Source organism: Natroniella sp. ANB-PHB2 (genome assembly GCF_046097105.1).
Taxonomy (GTDB): Bacteria; Bacillota; Halanaerobiia; order Halobacteroidales; family Halobacteroidaceae; genus Natroniella.
Genome location: NZ_CP175562.1, coordinates 2,329,372 through 2,351,681 on the forward strand (window position 1 = coordinate 2,329,372; position 22,310 = coordinate 2,351,681).

Annotated in this window: 22 protein-coding genes; 20 read left to right on the forward strand and 2 right to left on the reverse strand. The window is 32.3% G+C overall.

Annotation, left to right across the window (positions count from 1 at the left end):
* Positions 1-159: 159 nt before the first annotated feature.
* The 6 genes from ACKF5P_RS11605 (at position 160) to ACKF5P_RS11630 (ending at position 4,493) form a co-directional block, all read left to right on the forward strand.
* A complete protein-coding gene (locus tag ACKF5P_RS11605) occupies positions 160-495 on the forward strand; it encodes a helix-turn-helix transcriptional regulator (protein WP_408955351.1) in 336 nt (111 codons plus the stop codon).
* Positions 496-658: 163 nt separating this feature from the next.
* Positions 659-844, forward strand: coding sequence for a class IIb bacteriocin, lactobin A/cerein 7B family (locus tag ACKF5P_RS11610; protein ID WP_408955352.1), 186 nt, complete (start codon positions 659-661; stop codon positions 842-844).
* Positions 845-975: 131 nt separating this feature from the next.
* Positions 976-1,272, forward strand: a complete 297-nt coding sequence (locus ACKF5P_RS11615) for a hypothetical protein (RefSeq protein ID WP_408955353.1) — start codon at positions 976-978, stop codon at positions 1,270-1,272.
* A 535-nt stretch (positions 1,273-1,807) separates the two neighbouring features.
* Complete coding sequence (locus ACKF5P_RS11620; protein ID WP_408955354.1) at positions 1,808-2,176, forward strand: ABC transporter transmembrane domain-containing protein; 369 nt, start codon at positions 1,808-1,810, stop codon at positions 2,174-2,176.
* Positions 2,177-2,528: 352 nt separating this feature from the next.
* A complete protein-coding gene (locus tag ACKF5P_RS11625; RefSeq protein ID WP_408955355.1) occupies positions 2,529-3,785 on the forward strand; it encodes a patatin-like phospholipase family protein in 1,257 nt (418 codons plus the stop codon).
* 78 nt (positions 3,786-3,863) lie between these two features.
* Positions 3,864-4,493 carry a thymidine kinase gene (locus ACKF5P_RS11630; RefSeq protein WP_408955356.1) on the forward strand — a complete coding sequence of 210 codons (630 nt, stop codon included), beginning with the start codon at positions 3,864-3,866 and terminating at the stop codon, positions 4,491-4,493.
* 98 nt (positions 4,494-4,591) lie between these two features.
* On the opposite strand, the gene lgt is transcribed toward ACKF5P_RS11630, so the two are convergent.
* Positions 4,592-5,368: a prolipoprotein diacylglyceryl transferase gene (lgt, locus tag ACKF5P_RS11635; RefSeq protein WP_408956657.1), complete on the reverse strand. Its 777-nt coding sequence runs from the start codon at positions 5,366-5,368 to the stop codon at positions 4,592-4,594.
* Between the two features lie 432 nt (positions 5,369-5,800).
* On the opposite strand from lgt, the gene ACKF5P_RS11640 reads away from it, so the two are divergent.
* Positions 5,801-6,436: a redox-sensing transcriptional repressor Rex gene (locus ACKF5P_RS11640; RefSeq protein WP_408955357.1), complete on the forward strand. Its 636-nt coding sequence runs from the start codon at positions 5,801-5,803 to the stop codon at positions 6,434-6,436.
* 125 nt (positions 6,437-6,561) lie between these two features.
* A complete protein-coding gene (gene hflX / locus ACKF5P_RS11645; protein ID WP_408955358.1) occupies positions 6,562-8,199 on the forward strand; it encodes a GTPase HflX in 1,638 nt (545 codons plus the stop codon).
* Between the two features lie 27 nt (positions 8,200-8,226).
* Here hflX and ACKF5P_RS11650 read toward each other — a convergent pair whose 3' ends face one another.
* The gene (locus tag ACKF5P_RS11650; RefSeq protein WP_408955359.1) at positions 8,227-8,997 is read right to left on the reverse strand and encodes a CheR family methyltransferase; all 771 of its coding nucleotides are present in this window, start codon (positions 8,995-8,997) and stop codon (positions 8,227-8,229) included.
* A gap of 209 nt (positions 8,998-9,206) precedes the next feature.
* Here ACKF5P_RS11650 and ACKF5P_RS11655 point away from each other — a divergent pair, with 209 nt between their 5' ends.
* The 12 genes from ACKF5P_RS11655 to rlmH all read left to right on the forward strand — a co-directional run bounded on the left by ACKF5P_RS11655 (position 9,207) and on the right by rlmH (position 22,262).
* Positions 9,207-10,010, forward strand: coding sequence for an MBL fold metallo-hydrolase (locus tag ACKF5P_RS11655; protein ID WP_408955360.1), 804 nt, complete (start codon positions 9,207-9,209; stop codon positions 10,008-10,010).
* 16 nt (positions 10,011-10,026) lie between these two features.
* Positions 10,027-11,196, forward strand: coding sequence for a S1C family serine protease (locus ACKF5P_RS11660; protein WP_408955361.1), 1,170 nt, complete (start codon positions 10,027-10,029; stop codon positions 11,194-11,196).
* A 376-nt stretch (positions 11,197-11,572) separates the two neighbouring features.
* Positions 11,573-13,207 carry a Cache 3/Cache 2 fusion domain-containing protein gene (locus ACKF5P_RS11665; protein WP_408955362.1) on the forward strand — a complete coding sequence of 545 codons (1,635 nt, stop codon included), beginning with the start codon at positions 11,573-11,575 and terminating at the stop codon, positions 13,205-13,207.
* Positions 13,208-13,312: 105 nt separating this feature from the next.
* Positions 13,313-14,671 (forward strand): sigma 54-interacting transcriptional regulator, encoded by a 1,359-nt coding sequence (locus tag ACKF5P_RS11670; RefSeq protein ID WP_408955363.1) that lies wholly within the window; start codon positions 13,313-13,315, stop codon positions 14,669-14,671.
* A gap of 382 nt (positions 14,672-15,053) precedes the next feature.
* Positions 15,054-16,295, forward strand: coding sequence for an OFA family MFS transporter (locus tag ACKF5P_RS11675; protein WP_408955364.1), 1,242 nt, complete (start codon positions 15,054-15,056; stop codon positions 16,293-16,295).
* 30 nt (positions 16,296-16,325) lie between these two features.
* Positions 16,326-17,045, forward strand: a complete 720-nt coding sequence (locus ACKF5P_RS11680) for a CoA transferase subunit A (RefSeq protein WP_408955365.1) — start codon at positions 16,326-16,328, stop codon at positions 17,043-17,045.
* Positions 17,046-17,059: 14 nt separating this feature from the next.
* Positions 17,060-17,713: a 3-oxoacid CoA-transferase subunit B gene (locus ACKF5P_RS11685; RefSeq protein ID WP_408955366.1), complete on the forward strand. Its 654-nt coding sequence runs from the start codon at positions 17,060-17,062 to the stop codon at positions 17,711-17,713.
* A gap of 268 nt (positions 17,714-17,981) precedes the next feature.
* Positions 17,982-18,827: a 3-hydroxybutyryl-CoA dehydrogenase gene (locus ACKF5P_RS11690; RefSeq protein ID WP_408955367.1), complete on the forward strand. Its 846-nt coding sequence runs from the start codon at positions 17,982-17,984 to the stop codon at positions 18,825-18,827.
* Between the two features lie 60 nt (positions 18,828-18,887).
* On the forward strand, positions 18,888-19,667 hold the full coding sequence (locus tag ACKF5P_RS11695; protein ID WP_408955368.1) for an enoyl-CoA hydratase-related protein: 780 nt from the start codon (positions 18,888-18,890) through the stop codon (positions 19,665-19,667).
* Positions 19,668-19,698: 31 nt separating this feature from the next.
* The gene (locus ACKF5P_RS11700; RefSeq protein WP_408955369.1) at positions 19,699-20,883 is read left to right on the forward strand and encodes a thiolase domain-containing protein; all 1,185 of its coding nucleotides are present in this window, start codon (positions 19,699-19,701) and stop codon (positions 20,881-20,883) included.
* A 216-nt stretch (positions 20,884-21,099) separates the two neighbouring features.
* The gene (locus tag ACKF5P_RS11705) at positions 21,100-21,693 is read left to right on the forward strand and encodes a flavodoxin family protein (protein WP_408955370.1); all 594 of its coding nucleotides are present in this window, start codon (positions 21,100-21,102) and stop codon (positions 21,691-21,693) included.
* An 89-nt stretch (positions 21,694-21,782) separates the two neighbouring features.
* Positions 21,783-22,262 (forward strand): 23S rRNA (pseudouridine(1915)-N(3))-methyltransferase RlmH, encoded by a 480-nt coding sequence (gene rlmH, locus ACKF5P_RS11710; protein ID WP_408955371.1) that lies wholly within the window; start codon positions 21,783-21,785, stop codon positions 22,260-22,262.
* Positions 22,263-22,310: the final 48 nt, after the last annotated feature.

Below are 22,310 nucleotides of genomic sequence, written 5' to 3' on the forward strand. Positions count from 1 at the left end.
GTATAATTAGGTTATAAAGACCTGTTCAGGGAGGTGTATCGTGAGAAGTATAGATAAAGAGGAAATTTTTATTTCAGCTGAAGATCACTATTGTGATTTTTTAAAGGCTGGAACTGTTATGCCCTATCAATTAGATTTAATGATGAAATAATTGTTTATTTGGCTGTATCAACAACTAATTTAAAGATGAAGCAAGAGTTAATTGCAATAACACTGTTATTGCGAGATAAGATAATTAATGATCTTGATAAAAGTAAAGCAAAAAAATTATCTAAGAGGAATAACAAAATAGAATTAAGTGTTAAACAGATAAAAGTTTTGAAAAATTTGTGTAGAGGCTTAACAACAAAAGAGATCGCAAATAAGTTACATTGTTCTAAAAGTACAGTTAAATATCATAAAAGAATAATATTTGAAAAATTAAATGTAAACTCTACTCCAGAGATGATTGTTGAGGCTATCAAGGTAGGATTGATTTGCATAGAAGAAATTTAAATATTATATCTGGTCACTAAAGACTATACTATCGGGTAGTTTTTGCAAATTAATGGATAAAATCCTACCCGATCGGTCAGTTTACATATCAGGATAATGATGGTAATATAACTAATGTAATACTTCTCGAGGAGTAAAAATAAATCTAAAGGAGGAATGTGTGATGAGAGAATTAAATGAGCAAGAATTGATGGCTGTTGATGGTGGGTGGACTAATGCTAGAGAAGGAGCAATAGGTGGTGGTGCTGGAAATGCTGTTAGAAATGCTGCTGGTGCTGCTAAAAGCGCTTTTAAAGCTGCAAGTAGTGCAAAGCTGGAGCTGCTGCAGGGGTTAAAGGTGCTGCTGTAGGTGCTATTGGGGGAGCAGCTATTGATGTTTTTGGTTAATATTTGATAATTATCCTATTATAAATAGGGCTCCTTTTTTTGTAACAAAAGGGGCCTCTTTTGTTAGAATATAAAAATTTGGGGTGATTAAATATGAAAAAAGATGGCATAAAAAAGATTTTTGAGATACATACAAGCACTATTTTAATGGGGCTATTAATAGGTATTAGTCTTATTTTTTTTTCTAATATTGGTTTAAATTCTAATCAAACAACTTTATACGGAAGTATTTTTGGAGCTTTCTTAGGTTCGATAATTTACAAGGACAAAATGAAAAATATAGAAAAAAATTGGCTTAAGGTAATTTTAGGTTTGATTTTTGATATATTTATTGCTTCAGTGATTGTAGTAGCAATAATTTCATTAGCCTGGTTTATTAACCTTATATAAGATTTCTCAGCTAAGAATTATGTAGATATTAACTGGGGGTTTTAGTTATTCACCAAAGTCAATATAAGTTTAAAACATCTATTATCTAAGTGACTTTTAAGGACATCTTATTATTTATGAAAATTTAGATCAATTATTGAAAATTAGATTCAAGTTTTAGTAAACTTTAAAATAAAGATAAAGTAAGTGGGTGGATAAATTAATGCAAAAGGTTAAGAAATTAATAAAAATATTTTTTCTTTTTTTAAGTTTATTCTCGACAAAATTATATCTTCAATTAAAGATGGAATTGAATTTATTGTTACTAATTATCACTATCGTTGCATTGTTAAAAAATATAGATTTACTAACTCAACCAAATCAAATTAGTAATCAAAAATTTATAACTTAGTAGACTTTTCAAAGTAATAATTACTTTGAAAAGTAGTCCTTGTTCTATATTAAAAGTAAAATATAGAATATATTTCTAGATGAAAGCCTATTAACCTAGGTTTTAGATCACTAGCGTTGCATCTAAAATTTCGATGCAACGCTAGTGATTGATGATATATTAGTTGATTATTTAGAAACTACCTTACATGTGTTTTCAATTGGAGTTATATTTTTAGCGTTCTTTCAAGTAATTTTAAACTTTTTTAGACAACATTTATTACTATATTTAAGTCAAAAGATAGATGTATCATTAATTTTAAATTATTATCGTCATGTACTAAATCTTCCGATGAACTTTTTTGATACTAGAAAGGTAGGAGCTATCTTATCGGGATTATCTGACGCTACAAAGATTAGACAAGCAGTCTCTGGAGCAACTATTACAGTTATCAGTCATTATTATGTCAGTAAGTTGGATTTGCAGGACTTAACTGAATTAAAAATTGGGGTGTCTGCTGATGGAGAATTTTAAGGTAGATAAATCTTTTTTGTTCTATTACTATTTTTAGTTTTTCAGTCGAGTTTAGTTGAGGCAGAAGAGTTGAGTTTAAAGGAACGATTACAGAAGAAAATTTTAAAGAAGACTATTTTGAATTTAAAAGTAGTCAAATTGATTTAAAAGCTGCTAAGGATCAAATTTTGTTAACTAAATTGCGATTAAGTCAATTGCTCATAAATAATGAGTAAAAAGTAGACTAAACATAGAAAAAGAACCTTGACCAAGGATTCTTTTTCTATGTTTTTTTGGAAAAACTCACAGAGCAACATGGTTAATTATATGATGAGTATAAGCCTTTAAATTAGTTCAGAAAGGAGTTGCTAATATGGAGGTCAACTTATCACTTAATGGAGGCGGAATTAAGGGGATTAGCCATGTAGGAGGCCTAAAGGCCTTAGAGGAAGAAGAAATAGAGGTTAAAGCGATTGCTGGTAGCTCAGCAGGGGCAATTATAGCTGCTTTATATGGAGCAGGTTATAGCTGTGCTGAATTAAAAGAAATTATGTATCAGGTTGATTTTAATAAATTTAAAGATGGTTTTTCTCTATTTAGATTGATTAGAGATTATGGTTTATATAGTGGTAATCATTTTTTGCGATGGATTGAGGCTAAATTAGCCGCTAAGGGAATTAATAAGTTTAAAGACTTAAGGATGAATGTTAAAATTATAACGTCAGAAGTAACTTATAGTAAAGAGCAGGTCTTTTCTAAGACTGAAACCCCAGAGTTTTCTGTAGCTGAAGCTGTCAGGATGTCAATTGGAATTCCTATCTTTTATGTTCCTTATCGTTATCAATCTCAACTATATGTTGATGGAGGAGTGATGAACAACTTACCGCTAAATGTATTTAATGAAGCTAAAGAGCCGGTTTTAGGTTTTTTATTACTAGAGCAGGAACAACAAGAGCAGACGGAGATTAATAACTTTGTTGATTATCTAACTACCTTAATGAATATGGTAATCTCGGTTAATGAACTACGGCAGATTGAATTATCTGATTCGTATATTATCTCAATTCCAACCGGTAATACTAGAGCTACTGATTTTTCTCTGTCATTAGAAGAGAAAGAGCAATTATATAGGTTGGGTTACCAAAGGGTAAGAGATAATTTAGCAAAGTTTGAAGATAGACGATTAGGAGAAACAAAGATACTTGATCAGGGGGAGATTAGAGCTACAACTGTTGAGATAGAGGAGCTTAGTAGAATGATGATCAGCTATTTAAAAAATAATTTTGAGCTTGATCAAATTGATGGTATTGTTTCAAGTGCAGATGATGATTATTTATTTTCTTATCTGCTTGCCAAACAGTTAAACAAAAAGTTTACGGTCCTTAAACCAGAAGAGGTAGCATTAGATAACTGTCGCTATAATCAATTACAGCCGGGAGAAAGGGTTATAATTACGACTTTTTTATTAACGGAAGATAAGCAATTGATTAAATCAGCAAAGCAGTTAAGAAAGCTTGGAATTGAAGTTGAAGAGATCATTACTTTTATTGGACGTGAAAGTAATTTCCAAACTACTGGATTAGATAATGAGTTGGCTATTACTAAATATAGGACTCTTAATTTTGATTGACAAGTTTTTGAGTTTGTTATATTATTTGAATGGAGAAAATTAAGCTTGAAGTGGAGTTAATTTGAAAGGAGTAGTTAAATGCATGGTTATTATGGAGCTGTCAAGACAGGATGGTTAGAAGTAATTGCTGGAGTTATGTTTTCAGGAAAGAGTAGTGAACTAATTAGGAGAGTAGAGCGAGCGATGATTGCTCAACAAAATGTAATTGTCTTTAAACCAAAGCTTGATAAACGTTATAGTGAAACAGAAGTTGCTACTCATAATGGAATTAAGATCAAAGCTCAAATTGTTGATTCAGTAGCAGAGATTAAACAGAGGGTTAAGCAATATAGTAAAGAGGTTAATTTGGATGTAATAGCAATTGATGAGGGCCAATTCTTCTCTAACCGCTTGGTTCAATTGGCTGACCAACTAACTGATGAGGGTTATCGAATCATCATAGCAGGTTTAGATACTGATTTTGCTGGAAGAGGTTTTGAGCCGATTCCTGAATTGATGGCTAGAGCAGAATATGTAACTAAATTACATGCTGTTTGTGTTAAGTGTTCTAATCCAGCTACTAGAAACCAAAGGTTGATTAATGGAGAGCCAGCTAGTATTAATGATCCGATACTGGTTGTAGGAGCTGGAGCTGATGATGAGGTTGAGCAAAATGAAGAATACTATGAAGCACGTTGTCGTAGTTGTCACCAGATAAGATATGATTAAATAATCTAGATTATTTAATCATATCTTTTGTAAAAAAATTCAATTAAGTTAGCAGGAAGTTAAGTAACCCACCGAGAAATTCTATGAATATGGTGGGGTTAGTATTTGTTTTTGTGATTATAATAACTAATACCAAAACAGAGCACGATAATAAAGATGCTGATTAATTGAGCAACTCTGAAAGGGCCAAACATTAGACTGTCAGTTCTCATGCCCTCAATAAAGAAACGCCCTAGTGAATATAAACCAAGATAAGTTAAAAATAATTCCCCTGGCTTCAGAAAATCCTTTTTGTTCCAGTAAAAGAAAAGAAAAGAAAAGACAGCTAAATTCCAGAGTGATTCATATAAGAAAGTCGGGTGGTAGTAGGTGCCATCTATTCTCATCTGTTCTATAATCCAAGTTGGTAAGTGAAGGTTTTCCAAAAATGATCTACTTACAGGGCCTCCATGGGCTTCTTGATTCATAAAATTACCCCAACGACCGATTGCTTGTCCTAAAATAATTCCTGGAGCTGTAATATCAGCCATCTTCCAAAAATTAATCTTTTTTCTTTTAGTGAAGAAAATAGTTACGATGATAGCAGCAATTAGACCACCATGAATTGCTAAACCACCACGACCAATTATTTGAGCTGGATATTGACTATAATAATCCCACCTGAAGATTACATAGTAAGCTCTAGCTCCAATGATTACGAAAGGGATAGTCCAGACGATTAAATCTAATACTAAATCTGGATTAACATTTCTTCTTTTAGCCTCTTTAGTGGCAATGCCAATCCCAACTAAAAAAGATAAGGCAATAAAGATCCCGTACCAATAAACAGTAACTGGGCCAATCTGGAATGCAATTGGATCAATATAGTTGTTAATAGTTAATTCCTCCTTTGGACTTGCTTAAAACTTTGTTTAATAATATAATAGATAGAAATAATAGTCAAATTTATAGTGGTATGACTCATTATTGGGGTTTGTGTATAGTTATTTAAGTTAAGATGGAACTTATCATAAAATGATGTTAATTATTGATTAAAGTTAAATTATATAATTGTATTTTATAAAAATTAAGCTAATATTTCAATAAATTTTAGATATAAAAAATAGTTTTGATCTTGTTTTAAATTTGATGTTAGATGATTAAGGGGAGTATACTCAAAAATAGATGTTATTATTTAAGATTAAATTTCTTTAGAAATTTAATCTTTGACTATATTATTAGAATTATAAAAAATGAGTTATGAACCCCCCTTATATATAAATAAAAAGCTAACAAAATAAATTCAATTTAGAAAGGAAGATGATAGTATGAAAAATATTGGGATTCCGGCAACAACTATCGAAAGACTACCGTTATATTATCGGGTGTTACAGAAGTTAAAGAAACAAAGTGTGGAGGTTATCTCTTCTAAAAATTTAGGGAAGAGGCTTGGAATTCCTTCAACACAAGTTAGGAAAGATCTATCTTATTATGGTGAGTTTGGAAGAAGAGGTGTTGGATATGAAGTTTCAGTCTTGATTAAGCAGTTAGAGAAGATCTTGGGATTAAATAAAAGTTGGAATTTGGCTCTAATAGGAGCAGGTAACTTGGGGCACGCTTTATTAGATTATCATGGTTTTAGAAAGCTAGGGTTAAATATAAAATATGTCTTTGATGAGGATGAAGACAAGATAGGTCAGGAGTTTAATGGGGTTAAAGTAAAAGACATAGAAAATATGGAAGAATTAATTGACAAAAATGAGATTAAGATTGCTATAATTGCGGTTCCTGCTCGAGTAGCTCAAGAGATTGCTGATCGATTAGTTGGAGCAGGAATTAAAGCAATTTGGAATTTTGCTCCAACATATTTGCAGGTTTCAGAGGATATAAAGCTAAAGAATGAAGATCTATCGATTGGATTGGTCGGCTTAACCTATCATTTATCAAATAATGGGAGCAAATAATATAATTAATTAATCTTCTGTTAGATATGAAATGATTTAGCTAATAATTTAAATTCAACTTATAGGAGGGATAATTTATTGAAAATTGGGAGGAAGTCTTATATTCTAAATTAAGCTCTAATAAGTTGCTTAATCAACAGTTGCTTGTTCAGTTTGAAGAATCGGTTCCAGTACAATTAAATTTAGTTATTGATCGTAATGGAAAGGTTGTTAAAATTGAACAAGGCAATTTAACAGCTAACCTGTTGGAAGGAATTAGAAGAAGAAGGAGCAAGAAGAGGTTATCAGGTTTAAGGGTGATTACTATTAGTGATAATCAACAGCTTACTCTTGCTCAGAAAAATTTAGCTTTAAGGTTTAGGCTTGATAATTTAGTTAAAGTCAGCTTAAAATCTGACTCTGCACTATTAGTAATACCTAAAGTTGCTGAGGGAAGGTTAGTAAGCCTAGAAGAGATAAATTTGACTATTAAGCAAGCAATTGAATTTGATCAATTAGCTGTTGTGGCTCAATTAGAAGAGAGATTAAGTGAAGTGGATAATTATCGAGTAAAAGAAGATAGAGAACGAGCCATATTAGTTGGTAAAGCCGAAGAAGAGCTGGAGGAATTAAATGGTTTAGCTACTACGGCTGGAGTTGAAGTAGTAGCTAGAAGTTTACAGAAACAAGAAAGAAAGAATCCTGCTTATTATATTGGAACTGGTAAATTAGAAGAGTTAAAAGGGTTAGTTTTTAGTCAACAAAGCAATTTAGTTATCTTTGATGATGAACTGACTCCTGCTCAACATAGCAATTTGGAAGAGGTTTTGGCTGTACAAGTTGTTGATAGAACTGAATTGATTTTAGATATCTTTGCTCAGCATGCTCATACTAAAGAAGGTAAGATTCAAGTTGAGTTGGCCCAATTAGAGTATTTATTACCCCGTTTGACAGGGAAGGGAAAAGAATTATCTCGTTTAGGTGGAGGAATTGGGACGAGAGGGCCAGGAGAAACTAAGCTAGAGATTGATCGACGTAAAATTAGAAAGAGGATTCATAGCTTGAAGGAGCAATTGACAGAAGTTAGACAGAATCGAGCTGTACAAAGGCAAGGACGAAAGAATCCTTTGATTACCCTAGTGGGATATACTAATGCAGGGAAATCAACTTTAATGAATTTATTGACGGCAGCTGATGTTAAGGTTGAAGATGAATTATTTGCTACCTTAGATTCAACTTTACGTCAAGCTAAATTACCGATTGGTCGCCAAGTTATTTTCAGTGATACTGTTGGATTTATCAAGAAATTACCACATCAATTAGTAGCTGCTTTTCAGGCTACATTAGAAGAGGTTCAACAGGCAGATCTGTTATTACATGTGGTAGATAGTAGTCAAGCTCAGCTGAAGGAGAGAATGGCTACTGTTCATCAAGTATTAGAAGAGCTGGGGGTATTGAATAAGGAAATTGTTACAATCTTTAATAAGTCTGATTTAGTAGCTGATGATTATCTGGAGTTATTACGACAAGATTATCCAAGTAGTGTAGCGATTTCTGCTTTAACAGGTGAAGGTAAGGATAGATTGTTAGAGCGAATTTCTGAGGTTATAGCTAGGGATATGGTAACTGTTGATTTGGAGTTTCCTTATGAAGCTGGAAAGTGGATTGACCAACTGCATCAGAATGGGCAAGTATTAGAGGAGAATTATGTTGCCAACAAGATAAAAGTAACTGCTAATATATCTAAAAGGTTGGCCCAGCGACTACAAGATTATCAAGTGTAAAACTACTAGAGGTGGAGGTCTCCACCTCTAGATTTTTTTATAAAAAGAGGTGTAAACTTTTTCTAGGCCAAATTTTTCTGGTTGAAGTAGGTACTCAGTATTACCTAAGAATAAAATTCCATCTTTAGTTAATGAATTACTCAACTTGGTTGTCAGCTCTTCTTTAATCTCTTTTGTAAAGTAGATAAAGACATTGCGGCATAGAATTAAATCCAAATTGAAATCATATTTGTCTGTTAATAAATTTAACTTATCGAATTCTACTTGATTCATAATTTTGCTGTCCAGTTGGTAATGATCCTTCTTTTTAGTGAAGTATTTATTGACAAGCTGTGGAGCTACCTTTTTAATTGAGTTCTTCTTATATTTAGCTTCTCGTGCCTCCTCTAGAATACTAGGATCTATATCTGTTGCTTTAATTTGATAGCGGTTAGGATTAACCTGTAATTCATTTAAAATAATAGCTAATGTATAAGCTTCACAGCCATTAGAAGCTGCTGCACTCCAAATTTTGACCTTGCTTTTTTTCTTTAATAACTGAGGCATAATATTTTCTTTAAGGTATTTAAAGTTATCTGGGTTACGAAAGAATTCTGAAGTATTAATTGTCATATATTCTAGAAATTCTCTCTGAAATTCTCTGCTATTATTTAATTTCTCTAGACAGATTTGATAATCGTTGATGCCATGCTTGCTCATCAGGTTGTTGCTGCGTCGTTTGACCCTTTTTTCTTTATAACTAGTCAAATCAATATTAATTTTATTTGATACTTTAGTGATAAATTCTTGGAAGTTCATTACTCGACTCCTCTCAAAGATAATTTATTTTATTAAGCTGATCTTTCTAGCTTTTTTTTAGTAAAGATAGATGATATAATTAAAAGACCTATATTAATATTTTCAGCTTCAAATAAAAAACTCCTTTATTTAAAAGTAATTATTATTAATTAGTAAATAATTAAAGGATAGAACCGATCTCAAGCAAAAGAAAATAATAGAGGAAGGAGATGATAATAATCAGTTTACAAATATCAGTTTTAGCTAGTGGTAGTTCAGGGAATGCTATTTATGTTGAGGCAGGTCAGAAGAAGATCTTAATTGATGCTGGCTTAAGTGGAAAGCAAATTAATAATAGATTAAAGAAGATTAATTTAAGTGTTAAAGAGTTAGATGCTATCTTATTAACCCATGAACATACTGATCATATTCAAGGAGCTGGAGTGTTAGCTAGAAGGTGTAAGATTCCATTGTATGCGACAGCTGGTACTTGGCAAGTGGCAGCAGATAAGTTAGGAAAGCTAAAGTCAGAACAACAGTGTGTCATTGATACTAAGCCCTTCAATTTAGGGGGGTGTCAAATTAAACCTTTTAGTATCCCGCATGATGCTCAAGAACCAGTCGGTTATACGATAACTTCTTGTGGGGCTAAGATGGCTGTTGCTACTGATATAGGAGAGATGACAGATCAAATCAGAGCAGAGATCAGTGATTCAGATCTAGTTGTTTTAGAATCGAATCATGATCTGGAGATGTTAAAGATTGGCCCTTATCCTTGGTCTCTTAAAAAGAGGGTGATGGGAAATAAAGGTCATCTATCTAATGATGCTGCTGGGGCTGAAGTAGTAAATTTATCTAAAAGATCTGTCAGCCGTATATTATTAGCCCACCTTAGCAAAAATAATAATATACCTGAACTGGCATTTTTGACGATAAAAAATATGTTAGTTGAAGCAGGTATTAAATTAGATCGAGATATAAAACTAGATTTTGCTTATCAAGAACAAGTAACTCCACTTTATCAATTAGGTTAATTTAGGGAGGGAAATAATGAGTTTTTTCTTTGCTGAGGATGATAAAATTGGATTTAATCTGAAAGCCTATTTAATTATTGCTATAATTAGTGGGCTGGTGGGGGCGGGTATTTTGTATTTTGCTCTCTCTACTATTGAATTGAGCCAAGATGAGATAGAAATTGAAGAAGATATAGTTCAAGATAAAGAACAACAGACAAGTAAGGAGTATCAAGAAGTCAGTTATCAAGAGGTGGGCCAAGAGCAAATTGTCGATGTAGTAAAAGAGGTTGGCCCGGGGATTATAAGGATAACTACCGCTAAAGAAAGGGTTATGTATGATTTCTTTACTCGAAGAAGAGAGGAAAGAATTAGAGGTGAAGGTTCAGGGGTTATCTATAATAATGAAGGTTATATTATTACCAATAATCATGTTATAGAAGGTGCCGAAGAGATTAATGTTTTTTTGCCTGAAGGGGAAGGAGAATATAAAGCAGAAGTTATTGGTAAAGACCCAGTTACTGATTTAGCTGTAATTAAGATTGATTCTCAAGATCTAGAATTGTCTGTACCTAAATTAGGAGATTCAAGTCAGTTAAAAGTAGGTCAAAAGGCCATAGCTATTGGTAACCCCTACGGTTTTTCTAATACTGTAACGGTAGGAGTAATTAGTGCTTTAGAGAGAAGGTTACCGATTCAACAAATAGCTGAATTAACAGATATGATTCAGACAGATGCAGCGATTAATCCAGGAAATAGTGGTGGAGGACTATTAAATCAGCAAGGTGAAGTAATAGGAATTAATACTGCTATTATTGAACAAGCTCAAGGGATTGGATTTGCTATTCCAATTAATTTAGCTAAGGAAATAGTAACTGAGTTAATTGCAGAAGGAGAGATAATTAGACCTTGGATTGGGATTTATGGTGGAGATATTACTCCTGATTTATCAGATAGCTATGAACTAGAGCATCAGACTGGCATTTATATCTTTCAAATTATTGCAGAAAGCCCTGCTGCCAAGAGTGGGTTGCAAGAAGGGGATATCATTTTAGAAATTGATCAACAAGAATTAACCAGCATGTCAGATTTAAAGGAACTTTTACAAGAGTATCAAGTAAATGATAAAATTGAGTTATTAATTTATCGAGACTCTAGTTTAAAAAAGTATAAAATAAGATTACAAGAAAGGCCTATTAATGAGTGATTTATATTAATAGGCTTTTTTCAATTAGAAGATGATATATTCTTAAGAAATAGCTAATGACTTAAATTTTCACATTGCATATATATATATATATTGATATAATGAATTAAAAATAAATTTATAGCAATAAATGAACAAAATAATTACCCTTGTGGAATGTAGGCACTTTTTCTTTTTCTTTTTTGAGTTATATTTAATAATTTTAAAACTTATTTGGGATATTAAAAAGATTAAACCTTACTTTTTTAAGTTTTTTTAAGTGAGTTAATATTGTATATTAGAATCTCAGGAACCTTTTAATTTAAATTGTAATTATATAATGTTAATACAAACTATTCATTTATTATTATAAAATATTTATTGGAGGTAGGCAGTTATGAAGAAGACTATTAGAAAAAAGCTACTATATTGGTTGTTATTGGTTGCAGTGATACCTGCCTTAATAATTGGTAGCTTCAGTTATTATTTGATTAGTCAGCAAATATCGAGATCTAGCAAACAGACTCTAACAAATACAAACGATGGAATATATAATATGGTAGATACTCAACAAAGAGTGATTACTTCATGGTTAAAAAGTGCTGGCAAGTCATTTGAAAATAGATTAGAGGCGTTAGGTAAAAATAAATTTGATTATGATGAAATGGTTGAAATTGAAGGCTTTGAAGACTATAAACTACCAACTTGGTATATTGGGGAACAAAAAATTACAGGTGACTTTACGCTAGTAGATGAATTAATTCAGCAAGAAAAATTACCTGCTAGTATTTTTATGTTTCATAAAGATGAGTTTATAAGGGTTAGTACAAATGTTAGAGATGAAAATGGACGGAGAATTATGGGGACAATACTAGATCGAGGTACGATTTTTCAAAAATTAATAAATGGTCAACAATATATAGGTAGAGCAAATGTTGAGGGGATAATGCATGCAACAATTTATAAACCAATCAAAAATAAGAAGGGTGATTTAGTAGGTGCCTTTGTAATTGGAAGAAAAGAACAAGAATATGAATTAATAAATAATATAAAGAATATAAGCATAGAAAATTCTGGGTATTCTTATGTTATAGATTCTAATGGCAAGGTAGTTGTTCATCCTGAAATATCTGGAGAAAATGTTTATAAATATGACTGGATAAAAGAAATGATTAATAGTAAGGAAGGTTCAATTAATTATGAATTTGAAGGGGAAAATAAAGTAGGTTATTATAAATATTATGAACCCTGGGACTGGTATATTGTGACACAAGGGTTAGAAGAGGATATTTTTAGCTCTAGAACTTATTTATATAAGATGTTTATAGTTATAATGGTTTTGACAGTACTAGGAAGTTTGTTAGCTGCTCTTTTTATATCAAAAGAATTTTCAAAACCTATAAAGAAATTTGTGGCTGCCTTTCAAGAAGCTAAAAAAGGGAATTTGAATACAAAGTATGTCAATGTTATCAATACTGAAGAATTTGATTTTTTAAGTAAAGCTTATAATGCTATGATGTTTTCTATTAGTATGATGATAGGTAAAATCAAAAGTAATTCTAGTGATATTAAGAAGTCCACCCAAAAACTAACAATAGATGTAGAACGTGCTAAAGGAGCACTTGAAAAAATGGAATGTAATATCAATTCTGCTCAAAATGACTTATGTTTTGATAGTGGTTCTCATGCAATAACTATTAGTGAGAATGATTTTATTATCAAACGGATTTATAAGTTATTTGAAAAACATAGAGATAATTTTGATGATGAAAGTTGGTTAAAAATAGAAGCAATCTTGAAGTTGCTCTACAACCCTAAACAAGAAGACTATATAGACCTTAATGAAAAGGATGATAGATTTGATCAATATAAGGAAAGGAATCTCTTCTTAAATGATTTAAATATTGAACTTGAAAAAGTTAAACTTTTACTTGACAATATAGATGATTCAACAGAGGACTTATATGAGATTGCTCTTTATTTAGAAAAAAAAGTTGCTGTTTTTGATATAGATGATAATCCTTTTGATTAAGATATGGTTCATTTTTTATTTTCACCCTGTATTATAAAGTTTATAATAATAAATCAGCTAGCCTTAAAAAAACTTTAGTTTATATTTTAGGGAGGAGGGAATTAGTTGGAAGTTTTCAATCTAATGAGTTATGACTATGAAAGCTGCAATATTAATGACTTAATAACAGAGGTAGAAAATAAGATGCTTAATAAGAAGAAAGGTCATATTATTGTCGAGGATGATAAAGCTCGCTATAAAGGGGTTGTCTCAGTTTTAGATATATTAAAGGCCAAAGATAAGAATCAAAGAGTAGAGCAGGTTACTAATTATATTGAAACTGTAGATGTTACTACAGAGTTAACTGAGGTTAATACTACTAATGATATTATACCAGTACAGAAAGATTATAGTATTGTAGGAATTATTGAGTTTAAAGATTTGATTTCTTTTTTAAAGGAAAGGAAGCTCCAAAAAAAAGTGATCAACAAAAAAGATAATGAAGATGATAATTCAAAAGCTAAGTATACAATAGATAGCATAATAGGAGAAAGTAGTAAAATTAAAGAGATGAAAAGGAGATTAATTAAAACTGCTAAGATCAATTCGACGGTTTTAATTAGAGGGGAAACAGGTGTTGGTAAAGAATTAGTTGCCCATGCAATTGTAAGCCTTAGTAAGAGAAGGTATCAGCCTTTTGTAAAGGTAAATTGTGGTGCTATACCAGAAAATTTGATTGAAGCAGAGTTATTTGGGTATGATAAGGGAACTTTTACTGGTGGTTTAAAGGAAGGTAAAGAAGGTAAATTTAAATTAGCTAATAATGGAACAATATTTCTTGATGAGATAGGTGAAATGGATCTTAAATTACAGACAAGATTACTTCGTGTTATTGAGGAAAGAGAAATTGTTAAAATAGGTGGAGACTTTCCTGAGTCAGTTGATGTAAGAATTATTGCTGCTACTAATGTAGATCTTGAACAGATGGTTGAAAGAAATGAGTTCAGGAAGGACTTATATTACCGGTTAAATGTTATTCCTGTAGATGTTCCACCCCTTAGGGACTATAAAGATGATATACCTTTATTGGTAGAATATTATATTGATAAAATTTCTCAAAAGTTTGATGTTAGAAGTCCAGTTATTGAAGAAGATGTCTTTAAAATACTAAAAAAGTATAAATGGCCTGGAAATGTAAGAGAATTAATTAATGTTATTGAAAGGGCTATTGTCTTATCTGATGATAGAATTACAGTTGATGATTTTAAAGAAATTTCTTCTAGTATTGATGAAAGTGGAGTAGGTGCTTTTAATAATAATAAAAATAATAGTGAATTAAAGTCGAGTACTTATGAAGCAGAAAAAGATATGATTACTAAATATTTAAAGAAACATAATTATAATAAGGTCAGAGCTGCTGATGATTTGGGGATTTCTAGAAGTAGCTTATATTATAAGATGAAGAAATATGATATTGCTTATTAACTTTGTAATATAGTTGCATTTGAAGTTGAAATATAAAATCATAGATGTTTAAAGTTAAATATTATAACAAAGAGGAGATTTGGGTATTATTTTAATAATATCAAAATCTCCTCTTTGTTATATTTTTGGACAATTTGTTTTAAAATTAACACAACTTTTTCAGAGTGAATACTACTAATCATTTTTTTATTAAACGGAACTAAGGGGCTGACGAGAGTAAATGAACTTTGGCATGAGTATTGCATTATTAAGTAGGTGAAAAGAAAAAGTTTTTTGTAGGCTAAACATTATTTAAACCGAAGGGGGGAGATAATTTTCTGATAAGATTGAAAATTAAGTCTATGAAAACTATACTAAGAGATTCAGAAAGGAAGTGGTGACAATGCAAAGTAAGAATAGGTGGGTAATTTTAATTGCAAGTGTTATTCTTAATTTAAGTATAGGCTCTGCTTATGCTTGGAGTGTTTTTCAAACTCCTTTAATGGATCATTTTGGATGGACGACGGGTCAGGCTTCTTTGGCATTTACTATCAGCCTTTCATTGGTTCCTTTTGCAATGATTGTAGCTGGTAAGTTTCAAGATGAACACGGGCCTAAACTAGTAACATTATTAGGAGGAATAGTCTTTGGACTGGGGTTGTTTTTAGTAGGTTATGTCAATTCAATAACAATGCTTTATCTTACTTACGGATTATTGGGTGGAGTTGGAATTGGAATGATCTATGCCTGTACCGTAGGTAATACTGTAAAATGGTTTCCAGATAAGAGAGGATTGGCAGGTGGGTTAACAGCTGCTGGGTTTGGTTTAGGGTCAGTTCTATTAGCACCTGTTGCTGAAGCACTTGTTAGAAACCTTGGAGTATTTACAACATTTAGAATAATTGGCATAGTTTATTTAGTGCTTATTGTTGGAGCTTCATTTGTTATGGATCGACCGGATCCAGATTGGAAACCAGAAGGTTGGGAACCACCTATGAAGAGTTCAGATGATGGTGGCACAGAAAGTGCTGAAATAAATCTAAAAGGAACGGAGATGCTCAAGACTGGCAGGTTTTATATTTTATGGTTGCTATATGCAATTGGCTGTGTTTCAGGACTTATGATAATAGGCCATGCTTCACCTATCGGTCAGCAAACAGTAGGTATCTCTGCTCGTTTAGCTGCTTTAGGAGTAAGTATTATAGGTATAGCAAATACGGCAGGTAGAATTTTCTGGGGTGGTGTATCTGATAGGATAGGTAGATATAACACATTAATTTTAATGTATGCTAGTTCGGCAGCGATGTTATTACTATTAAGGGTAGCAGGTGGTTTTCCAACCTTTATAATAGCAACTTCTGGAATAGCATTAGGTTTTGGTGGGTTTTTAGGTATATTCCCATCAGTAACAGCTGATAACTTTGGTGATAAATTTATTGGTGCAAATTATGGTATAATATTTACAGCTTATGGTCTTGCAGCATATATTGGGCCAATGATTGCAGCGACAACAAAAGAGAGTGCTGGAGGTTATGGTTACGCTTTTCTTATTGCAACTATATTAAATGTTGCAGGGATAGTATTCACTTTTGCATTGAAATATAGTATTCAAAAAAAGAAAGAAGCACAGCTTAGTCAATCTTAAAAATAATAATTTTAATGGAGGTGTTTGCTAATGGCGGTTATTACAACTGCAGATAAAGCTATAAAGAAGGTAAATAATGGTAATAGTTTGATGGTTGGTGGATTTTTAGGTGTTGGATCTCCTTTGAAGTTAATTGATAATCTTGCTGAAAAAGATGTAGAAGAATTGACATTTATTAGTGTTGTGGGAGGTTACCCTGGTGGAGAGTTTGATATTGGAAAACTAGCACCAAAGAAGCAGATTAAAAAATTCATTGGAGCACATATAGGTACAGATCCAAAATTAGTTAAGGCATATAATGATGGAGATATTGAGGTAGAGTTTAACCCTATGGGAACCTTTATTGAGAGAATAAGGGCAGCTGGAGGAGGATTAGGTGCAGTAGTTACTCCTGTTGGACTGGGTACTGAAGTAGAAGAATTAGGAGAGAAGATTAATCTTTTTGGTAGTGAGTATTTGGCTCACCCTCCTTTGTCAGCAGATGTAGCCCTAATTAAGGCGGTTAAGGCTGATAAGAAAGGGAATTTAATGTATGAAGGTACTTCAATCAATACTAATACTACTATGGCAACTGCAGCAGATATTGTTATTGCTGAAGTAGATGAGATTGTTGAAGTTGGAGAGATAGAACCAAATGATATAGGAACTCAAGGAATTTTTGTAGATTATATTGTTGAGGGATACTCAAAAGAAGAGAGAAAAGATATATTTGAAGAATTATGGGAAAAGAGTGGCAAATTCAATAAATAAGGAGGAAGATAACTATGAAAAAAAGAGAGTTTATTGCCAGAAGAATAGCACAAGAATTTGATAATGGAGCGGTTATAAATTTAGGCTTTGGAATGCCAACTGCTTCTGCGAATTATATGTCTGAAGATATTGATGTAATATTACAAACTGAAAATGGTGGCTTAATGTTTGGCCCTGCTCCTCAAAAAGGAGAACATAACTCTGAGCTTGCAAATGCTGGAGGGGAACCTATAACGATGCGTCCTGGTGGTAGTGCTTTTGATTTAGCAACTTCCTTCTGTATTATTCGCGGGGGTCATGTAGATGTTACAGTATTAGGTGCTTTGGAAGTAGATGAACATGGAAATATTGCTAACTGGAAAATACCGGGTAAATTTGTTCCTGGTATGGGAGGCGGTATGGATCTACTTGTTGGTGCTAAGCGGGTTGTAGCTGCTTTAGCACATGTGGATAAGAATGGAAATTCTAAAATTCTTAAAGATTGTAACCTACCACTTTCCGCTGCTGGAGCAGTTGATAGGATTATTACTGATAAAGGTGTCTTTGATGTAACTGATGATGGTCTTGTATTAATTGAAATTGCACCAAATGTTGAGCTTGATGAAGTTAAGGAAGTAACAGAAGCTGATTTTGTGGTGTCAGAAGATTTAACAGAAATTCAGGTGTAGTAATAAATAATAATAGCTAATGATAAATATTTATCATTAGCTATTATTATTATGCTAGGAATAAAACTATAAGGTAGGTAATATCTAGATACAAACAAACATATATTACTAAATATAGTATCATTTACTTAAAAGAATAAGAAAAGTGTTGAGCATTTGTTAAGATAGGTTTTCTTATTTTAATATTTATAAGGAGTACTAAAGAGATTAATGTATGATATTAAGAAAATTTATATACTTGTAATTATAAATTTTAAGGGGGATAATTATGAAAAAAGTAGGCGTTTTAGGTGCTGGAACAATGGGGAGTGGTATAGCTCAAGTCATTGCAACAGCAGGATATCAAGTTGTTTTACGTGATATTAAGGAGGAGTATGTAGAACAAGGTTTAAAAAGAATTAGAAAGAATTTAGAGCGGAGTGTAGAGAAGGGAAAAATAAGTGCTAAAGAAATGAAAGGGACTTTAAATAATATTGAAACTAGTACTGAATTAGAAGATTTAAAAGATGCTGATTTGATAATTGAAGCTATTGTAGAGAATATGAAAATAAAAAAAGAAGTCTTTAAAGAGTTAGATGAACTATGTAAAGAAGAGACTATTTTAGCAACTAATACTTCTGCCTTAAGTATTACAGAGATAGCTACAATAACTCAGAGACCAGATAATTTTTTAGGAATTCACTTCTTTAATCCTGTACCTGTAATGGGATTAGTAGAGTTAATTAGAAGCATTACAACTTCTGATGAGACTTTTGATAAGATTGAAACTTTTATAAATAATATTAATAAAACATCCGTTGAAGTAGAAGAAGCACCAGGTTTTGTAGTAAATAGGCTGTTAATTCCAATGATTAATGAAGCAACTTATTTATTAATGGAAGGGGTTGCTAGTGTAGAAGATATAGATACTGCTATGAAATTAGGAGCTAATCACCCAATTGGCCCATTAGCATTAGCTGATTTAATAGGATTAGATATCTGTTTAGCAGTTATGGAGACTTTGTTTGAAGAGCTAGGTGAATCTAAGTATAGACCATGTCCATTATTGAGAAAGAAGGTAAGAGCAAAGCAGTTAGGAAGAAAGACAGGAGAAGGTTTTTATAAGTACGATTAATTAAAATGAAACAGTCTCTAAATTAGAGGTTATTTATTATAACTAAGAGGAGGTAAAAGAATGGAATTTCAACATCTTAGGCTGGAGCAAAAAGAGGGCTGGAGTTTATTAACGGTTAATCGTCCTAAAGCATTAAATGCTTTAAATGGTGAAGTGTTAAAGGAGTTAAAAGGGGCTATTGAGACTTTAGAAGAAGATGAAAATACAAAAGCTATCTGTATTACAGGTGCAGGGAAAGCTTTTGTTGCTGGAGCAGATATTGCTCAAATGAAAGAAATGAATAGTTTAGAGGCGAAAGAATTTGCTAAATTAGGGCATACTACTTTTAAAAGAATAGAGGATTGTTCCAAGCCAGTTATTGCAGCAGTTAATGGTTTTGCATTAGGTGGAGGATGTGAGCTAGCTTTAGCATGTGATATCAGAATAGCTAGTGAAAAAGCAAAATTTGGGCAACCTGAAATTAATTTAGGTATTATTCCTGGTTTTGGAGGTACACAACGCTTACCTAAGTTAATAGGAGTAGCTAAAGCAAAAGAACTAACCTTCACTGGTCAGAATATTGGAGCTGAAGAGGCTTTGAAATTTGGCCTAGTCAACCATGTTGTTCCAGAAGATGAACTATTATCTAGAGTAGAGAGGCTGATGGATAAGATAGTTGCCAAATCATCTGTGATTGTTAGTTTAGCTAAAGAAGCTATTAATTCAGGAATAGAATTAGGTATGAATGGTGGCCTTGATTTAGAGGTCAATCTATTCGGTGTTTGTTTTAGCAGTGCAGATCAAACAGAAGGAATGGAAGCGTTTTTAGAAAAGAGGGAAGCAGAGTTTAAAGGAAGATAAAAAATCAGAGTTGTTGAGAGGAGAGAGGAAAATGAGTGTTAGTGTAATAGGAACTTATCATTCTGATTTTAATACATCAGATAAGAGTATTTATGATTTATTGGTTGAAGCAGGCAAGAGTGCCTTAGATGATTCTGGTGTAAAAGCTAAGGATATAGATGGAATTTGGATTGGCAATTATAGTGGAGGGGGCTTTAACAACCAAGAGCATTTAGCTCCTTATGCAATGAATATCGATCCTGAGTTAAGATTTACTCAATCTACCAGAGTAGAAAATGCCTGTGCTTCTGGTACTGCTGCTATAAAAGAAGCTAAAGCTGCTATTGAAGCAGGAGAGGTGGATTATGCGTTAGTAATTGGTGTAGAAAAGATGACTACACTAGATACTAAAGGGGTTACTAAAACCCTTGCTATGGCATCTTACTGGCCAGATGAAGGTGCTGAAGGGATGACTTTCCCAGGTTTATTTGCTGAATTTGCTAAAGGATATAAGAAGAGACATAAATTATCTAATGATGAATTAAGAGAAACTTTAGCTAAGATTGCTGCTAAAAATTATAGCAATGCCTTAGAAAACCAATATGCTCAAATGTCTAAAGATTGGACGTATGAGGATGTTTTGAACTTGCCAGAAAAGAAAAATCCAATGATTGCTGAACCATTAAGGTTACATGATTGCTCTTTAGTATCTGATGGTGCAGCAGCAATAGTATTAACCACCACTGAAAAAGCTAAAGAGTTGAGAGATGAAGTTGTAGAGTTGGCATCATTAGTTCAAACTACAGACTATTTAGCACTTGATAAGCGGCCACAAGATGAGTTTGTTGCTACTAAAGAAGCAGTTAGGCAGGCTTATAATCAAGTAGGTATTACTGTAGATGACTTAGACTTTGCAGAAGTTCATGATTGTTTTACTATTGCTGAGTTATTAGCTTATGAAGCAATAGGACTTGCTGAGGATGGTCAAGGGCCAAAGTTATTAGATGATGGTACGGTAATGGTTGATGGTAGGTTGCCAGTAAATGCTTCTGGTGGACTAAAGGCTAAAGGCCATCCAGTGGGAGCAACAGGAGTGTCTATGGCTGTACTAGCAACTAGACAGTTATTAGGTGAGCCAGTAGGGCCTAAAATAGAAGGAGCAGAGATCGGATTAACCCTTAATTTTGGGGGAAGTGCTGTTAGTAACTATGCTTCAATTTATAAATTGATAAAATAGATTTCAGGAAAAAGCAGACATTTTTAACTTGAAATGATCTGCTTTTTCATTTTAGCTGTTTAGTTAGCTAGAGAGTTCATTTTATAAATGATATATTTTTAATTGCAAATACCAGTTATTTTTGTTATTGTTTTAATAAGTAGTATTATTGGAGTAGATTTCAAGTTTAATGATTACTATAAATGGTTATAATTATTAAATAAAGGAGAGGTGTAAATGAAAATTTTAGGGATTTCAGGTAGTTCGGCTAAGAGAGGAACCCATTATTTATTAGAACAAGCAGTAAAAGCTGCAAATGAGCAAGAAGCAGAAACAGAAATAGTTCATTTAGCTGATTATGATTTAGAAGTTTGTCAAGGGTGTAATTATTGTTTTAAGAATAAAGAATGTGTTTTAGAGGATGATTTAGAGGAGTTGGCCCAAAAAGTACTTGAGGCTGATGGGATTATTATTGGCTCACCATCTTATTTTGGAACAGTAACTGCTATTTTGAAGAACTTTATGGATCGGAGCCGCTTTTTGAAGATGGCTGATCACTCTTTGCAGGATACTTTATTAGGAGTAATTGCAACTTCAGGTTTAAATCACGGTGGAGCACAAAGTACAATTGAAACGATTCATCGGTTTGGTTTGTTACATGGGATGGTAATTGTTGGCCCAGCTGGTCAAGCTCAGACAGAAGCTAACTTGGTGATTGGAACTGCAGAAAAAGAAGATGGCTGGGGAAGAATCAAAGAGGATCAAAAGGCAATTAAGTTGGCCCAAAATTTAGGAGAAAGAATTGCTTCGTTAAAAAATAAACTTAATTAATGAGTATTAAATTATTACAATATACAATGTAGCTTTTAATTAATTCTTAGTACATAATGTAAGAAATCAATATAAGCGGAGCTGATAATGTGGAGGTTAGAATAATAGCAGTAGGTAAGATTAAAGAGGGTTATATTCAACAAGGGATTAATGATTTTTGTAACCGTTTAAAGCATTATACTAAGGTTGATATCTTAGAGGTCAAAGATGAAAAAATAAGAAATAAACTAAGTTCTTCTGAGATAGAGCAGATAAAAGAAAAAGAAGCTGAAAAGATCATTGCTAAGTTAAATGAGAGAGCTTATACAATCGCTTTAGATCCTCAGGGAAAGCCGATGACTTCAGAAGGTTTAGCTAAATCAATAGGTAATTTACAAGTACAAGGTTATAGTAATATTGAGTTTATTATTGGTGGAGCCTTAGGTTTAGATCAAAAAATAAGGAATATAGCAGATTATGTATTAACTTTTTCTCATATGACATTTACTCATCAAATGATTAGACTACTTCTGTTAGAGCAAGTTTATCGAGGATTTAAGATTTTGAATAATGAACCATATCATTTATAATGAAAGAAGTTGAACTAAAAAATTAATAACTGCTTAAAATCTTAAAAG

Coding starts and splice junctions, on each gene's coding strand:
- ACKF5P_RS11650 (WP_408955359.1), bottom strand. CDS start 8,997: ATGAACTTCCAAGAATTTATCACTAAAGTATCAAATAAAATTAATATT.
- ACKF5P_RS11665 (WP_408955362.1), top strand. CDS start 11,573: ATGAAGAAGACTATTAGAAAAAAGCTACTATATTGGTTGTTATTGGTT.
- ACKF5P_RS11695 (WP_408955368.1), top strand. CDS start 18,888: ATGGAATTTCAACATCTTAGGCTGGAGCAAAAAGAGGGCTGGAGTTTA.
- ACKF5P_RS11700 (WP_408955369.1), top strand. CDS start 19,699: ATGAGTGTTAGTGTAATAGGAACTTATCATTCTGATTTTAATACATCA.
- ACKF5P_RS11640 (WP_408955357.1), top strand. CDS start 5,801: ATGAAAAATATTGGGATTCCGGCAACAACTATCGAAAGACTACCGTTA.
- ACKF5P_RS11625 (WP_408955355.1), top strand. CDS start 2,529: ATGGAGGTCAACTTATCACTTAATGGAGGCGGAATTAAGGGGATTAGC.
- ACKF5P_RS11660 (WP_408955361.1), top strand. CDS start 10,027: ATGAGTTTTTTCTTTGCTGAGGATGATAAAATTGGATTTAATCTGAAA.
- ACKF5P_RS11615 (WP_408955353.1), top strand. CDS start 976: ATGAAAAAAGATGGCATAAAAAAGATTTTTGAGATACATACAAGCACT.
- ACKF5P_RS11675 (WP_408955364.1), top strand. CDS start 15,054: ATGCAAAGTAAGAATAGGTGGGTAATTTTAATTGCAAGTGTTATTCTT.
- ACKF5P_RS11610 (WP_408955352.1), top strand. CDS start 659: ATGAGAGAATTAAATGAGCAAGAATTGATGGCTGTTGATGGTGGGTGG.
- ACKF5P_RS11680 (WP_408955365.1), top strand. CDS start 16,326: ATGGCGGTTATTACAACTGCAGATAAAGCTATAAAGAAGGTAAATAAT.
- ACKF5P_RS11690 (WP_408955367.1), top strand. CDS start 17,982: ATGAAAAAAGTAGGCGTTTTAGGTGCTGGAACAATGGGGAGTGGTATA.
- ACKF5P_RS11685 (WP_408955366.1), top strand. CDS start 17,060: ATGAAAAAAAGAGAGTTTATTGCCAGAAGAATAGCACAAGAATTTGAT.
- ACKF5P_RS11630 (WP_408955356.1), top strand. CDS start 3,864: ATGCATGGTTATTATGGAGCTGTCAAGACAGGATGGTTAGAAGTAATT.
- ACKF5P_RS11655 (WP_408955360.1), top strand. CDS start 9,207: ATGATAATAATCAGTTTACAAATATCAGTTTTAGCTAGTGGTAGTTCA.
- ACKF5P_RS11705 (WP_408955370.1), top strand. CDS start 21,100: ATGAAAATTTTAGGGATTTCAGGTAGTTCGGCTAAGAGAGGAACCCAT.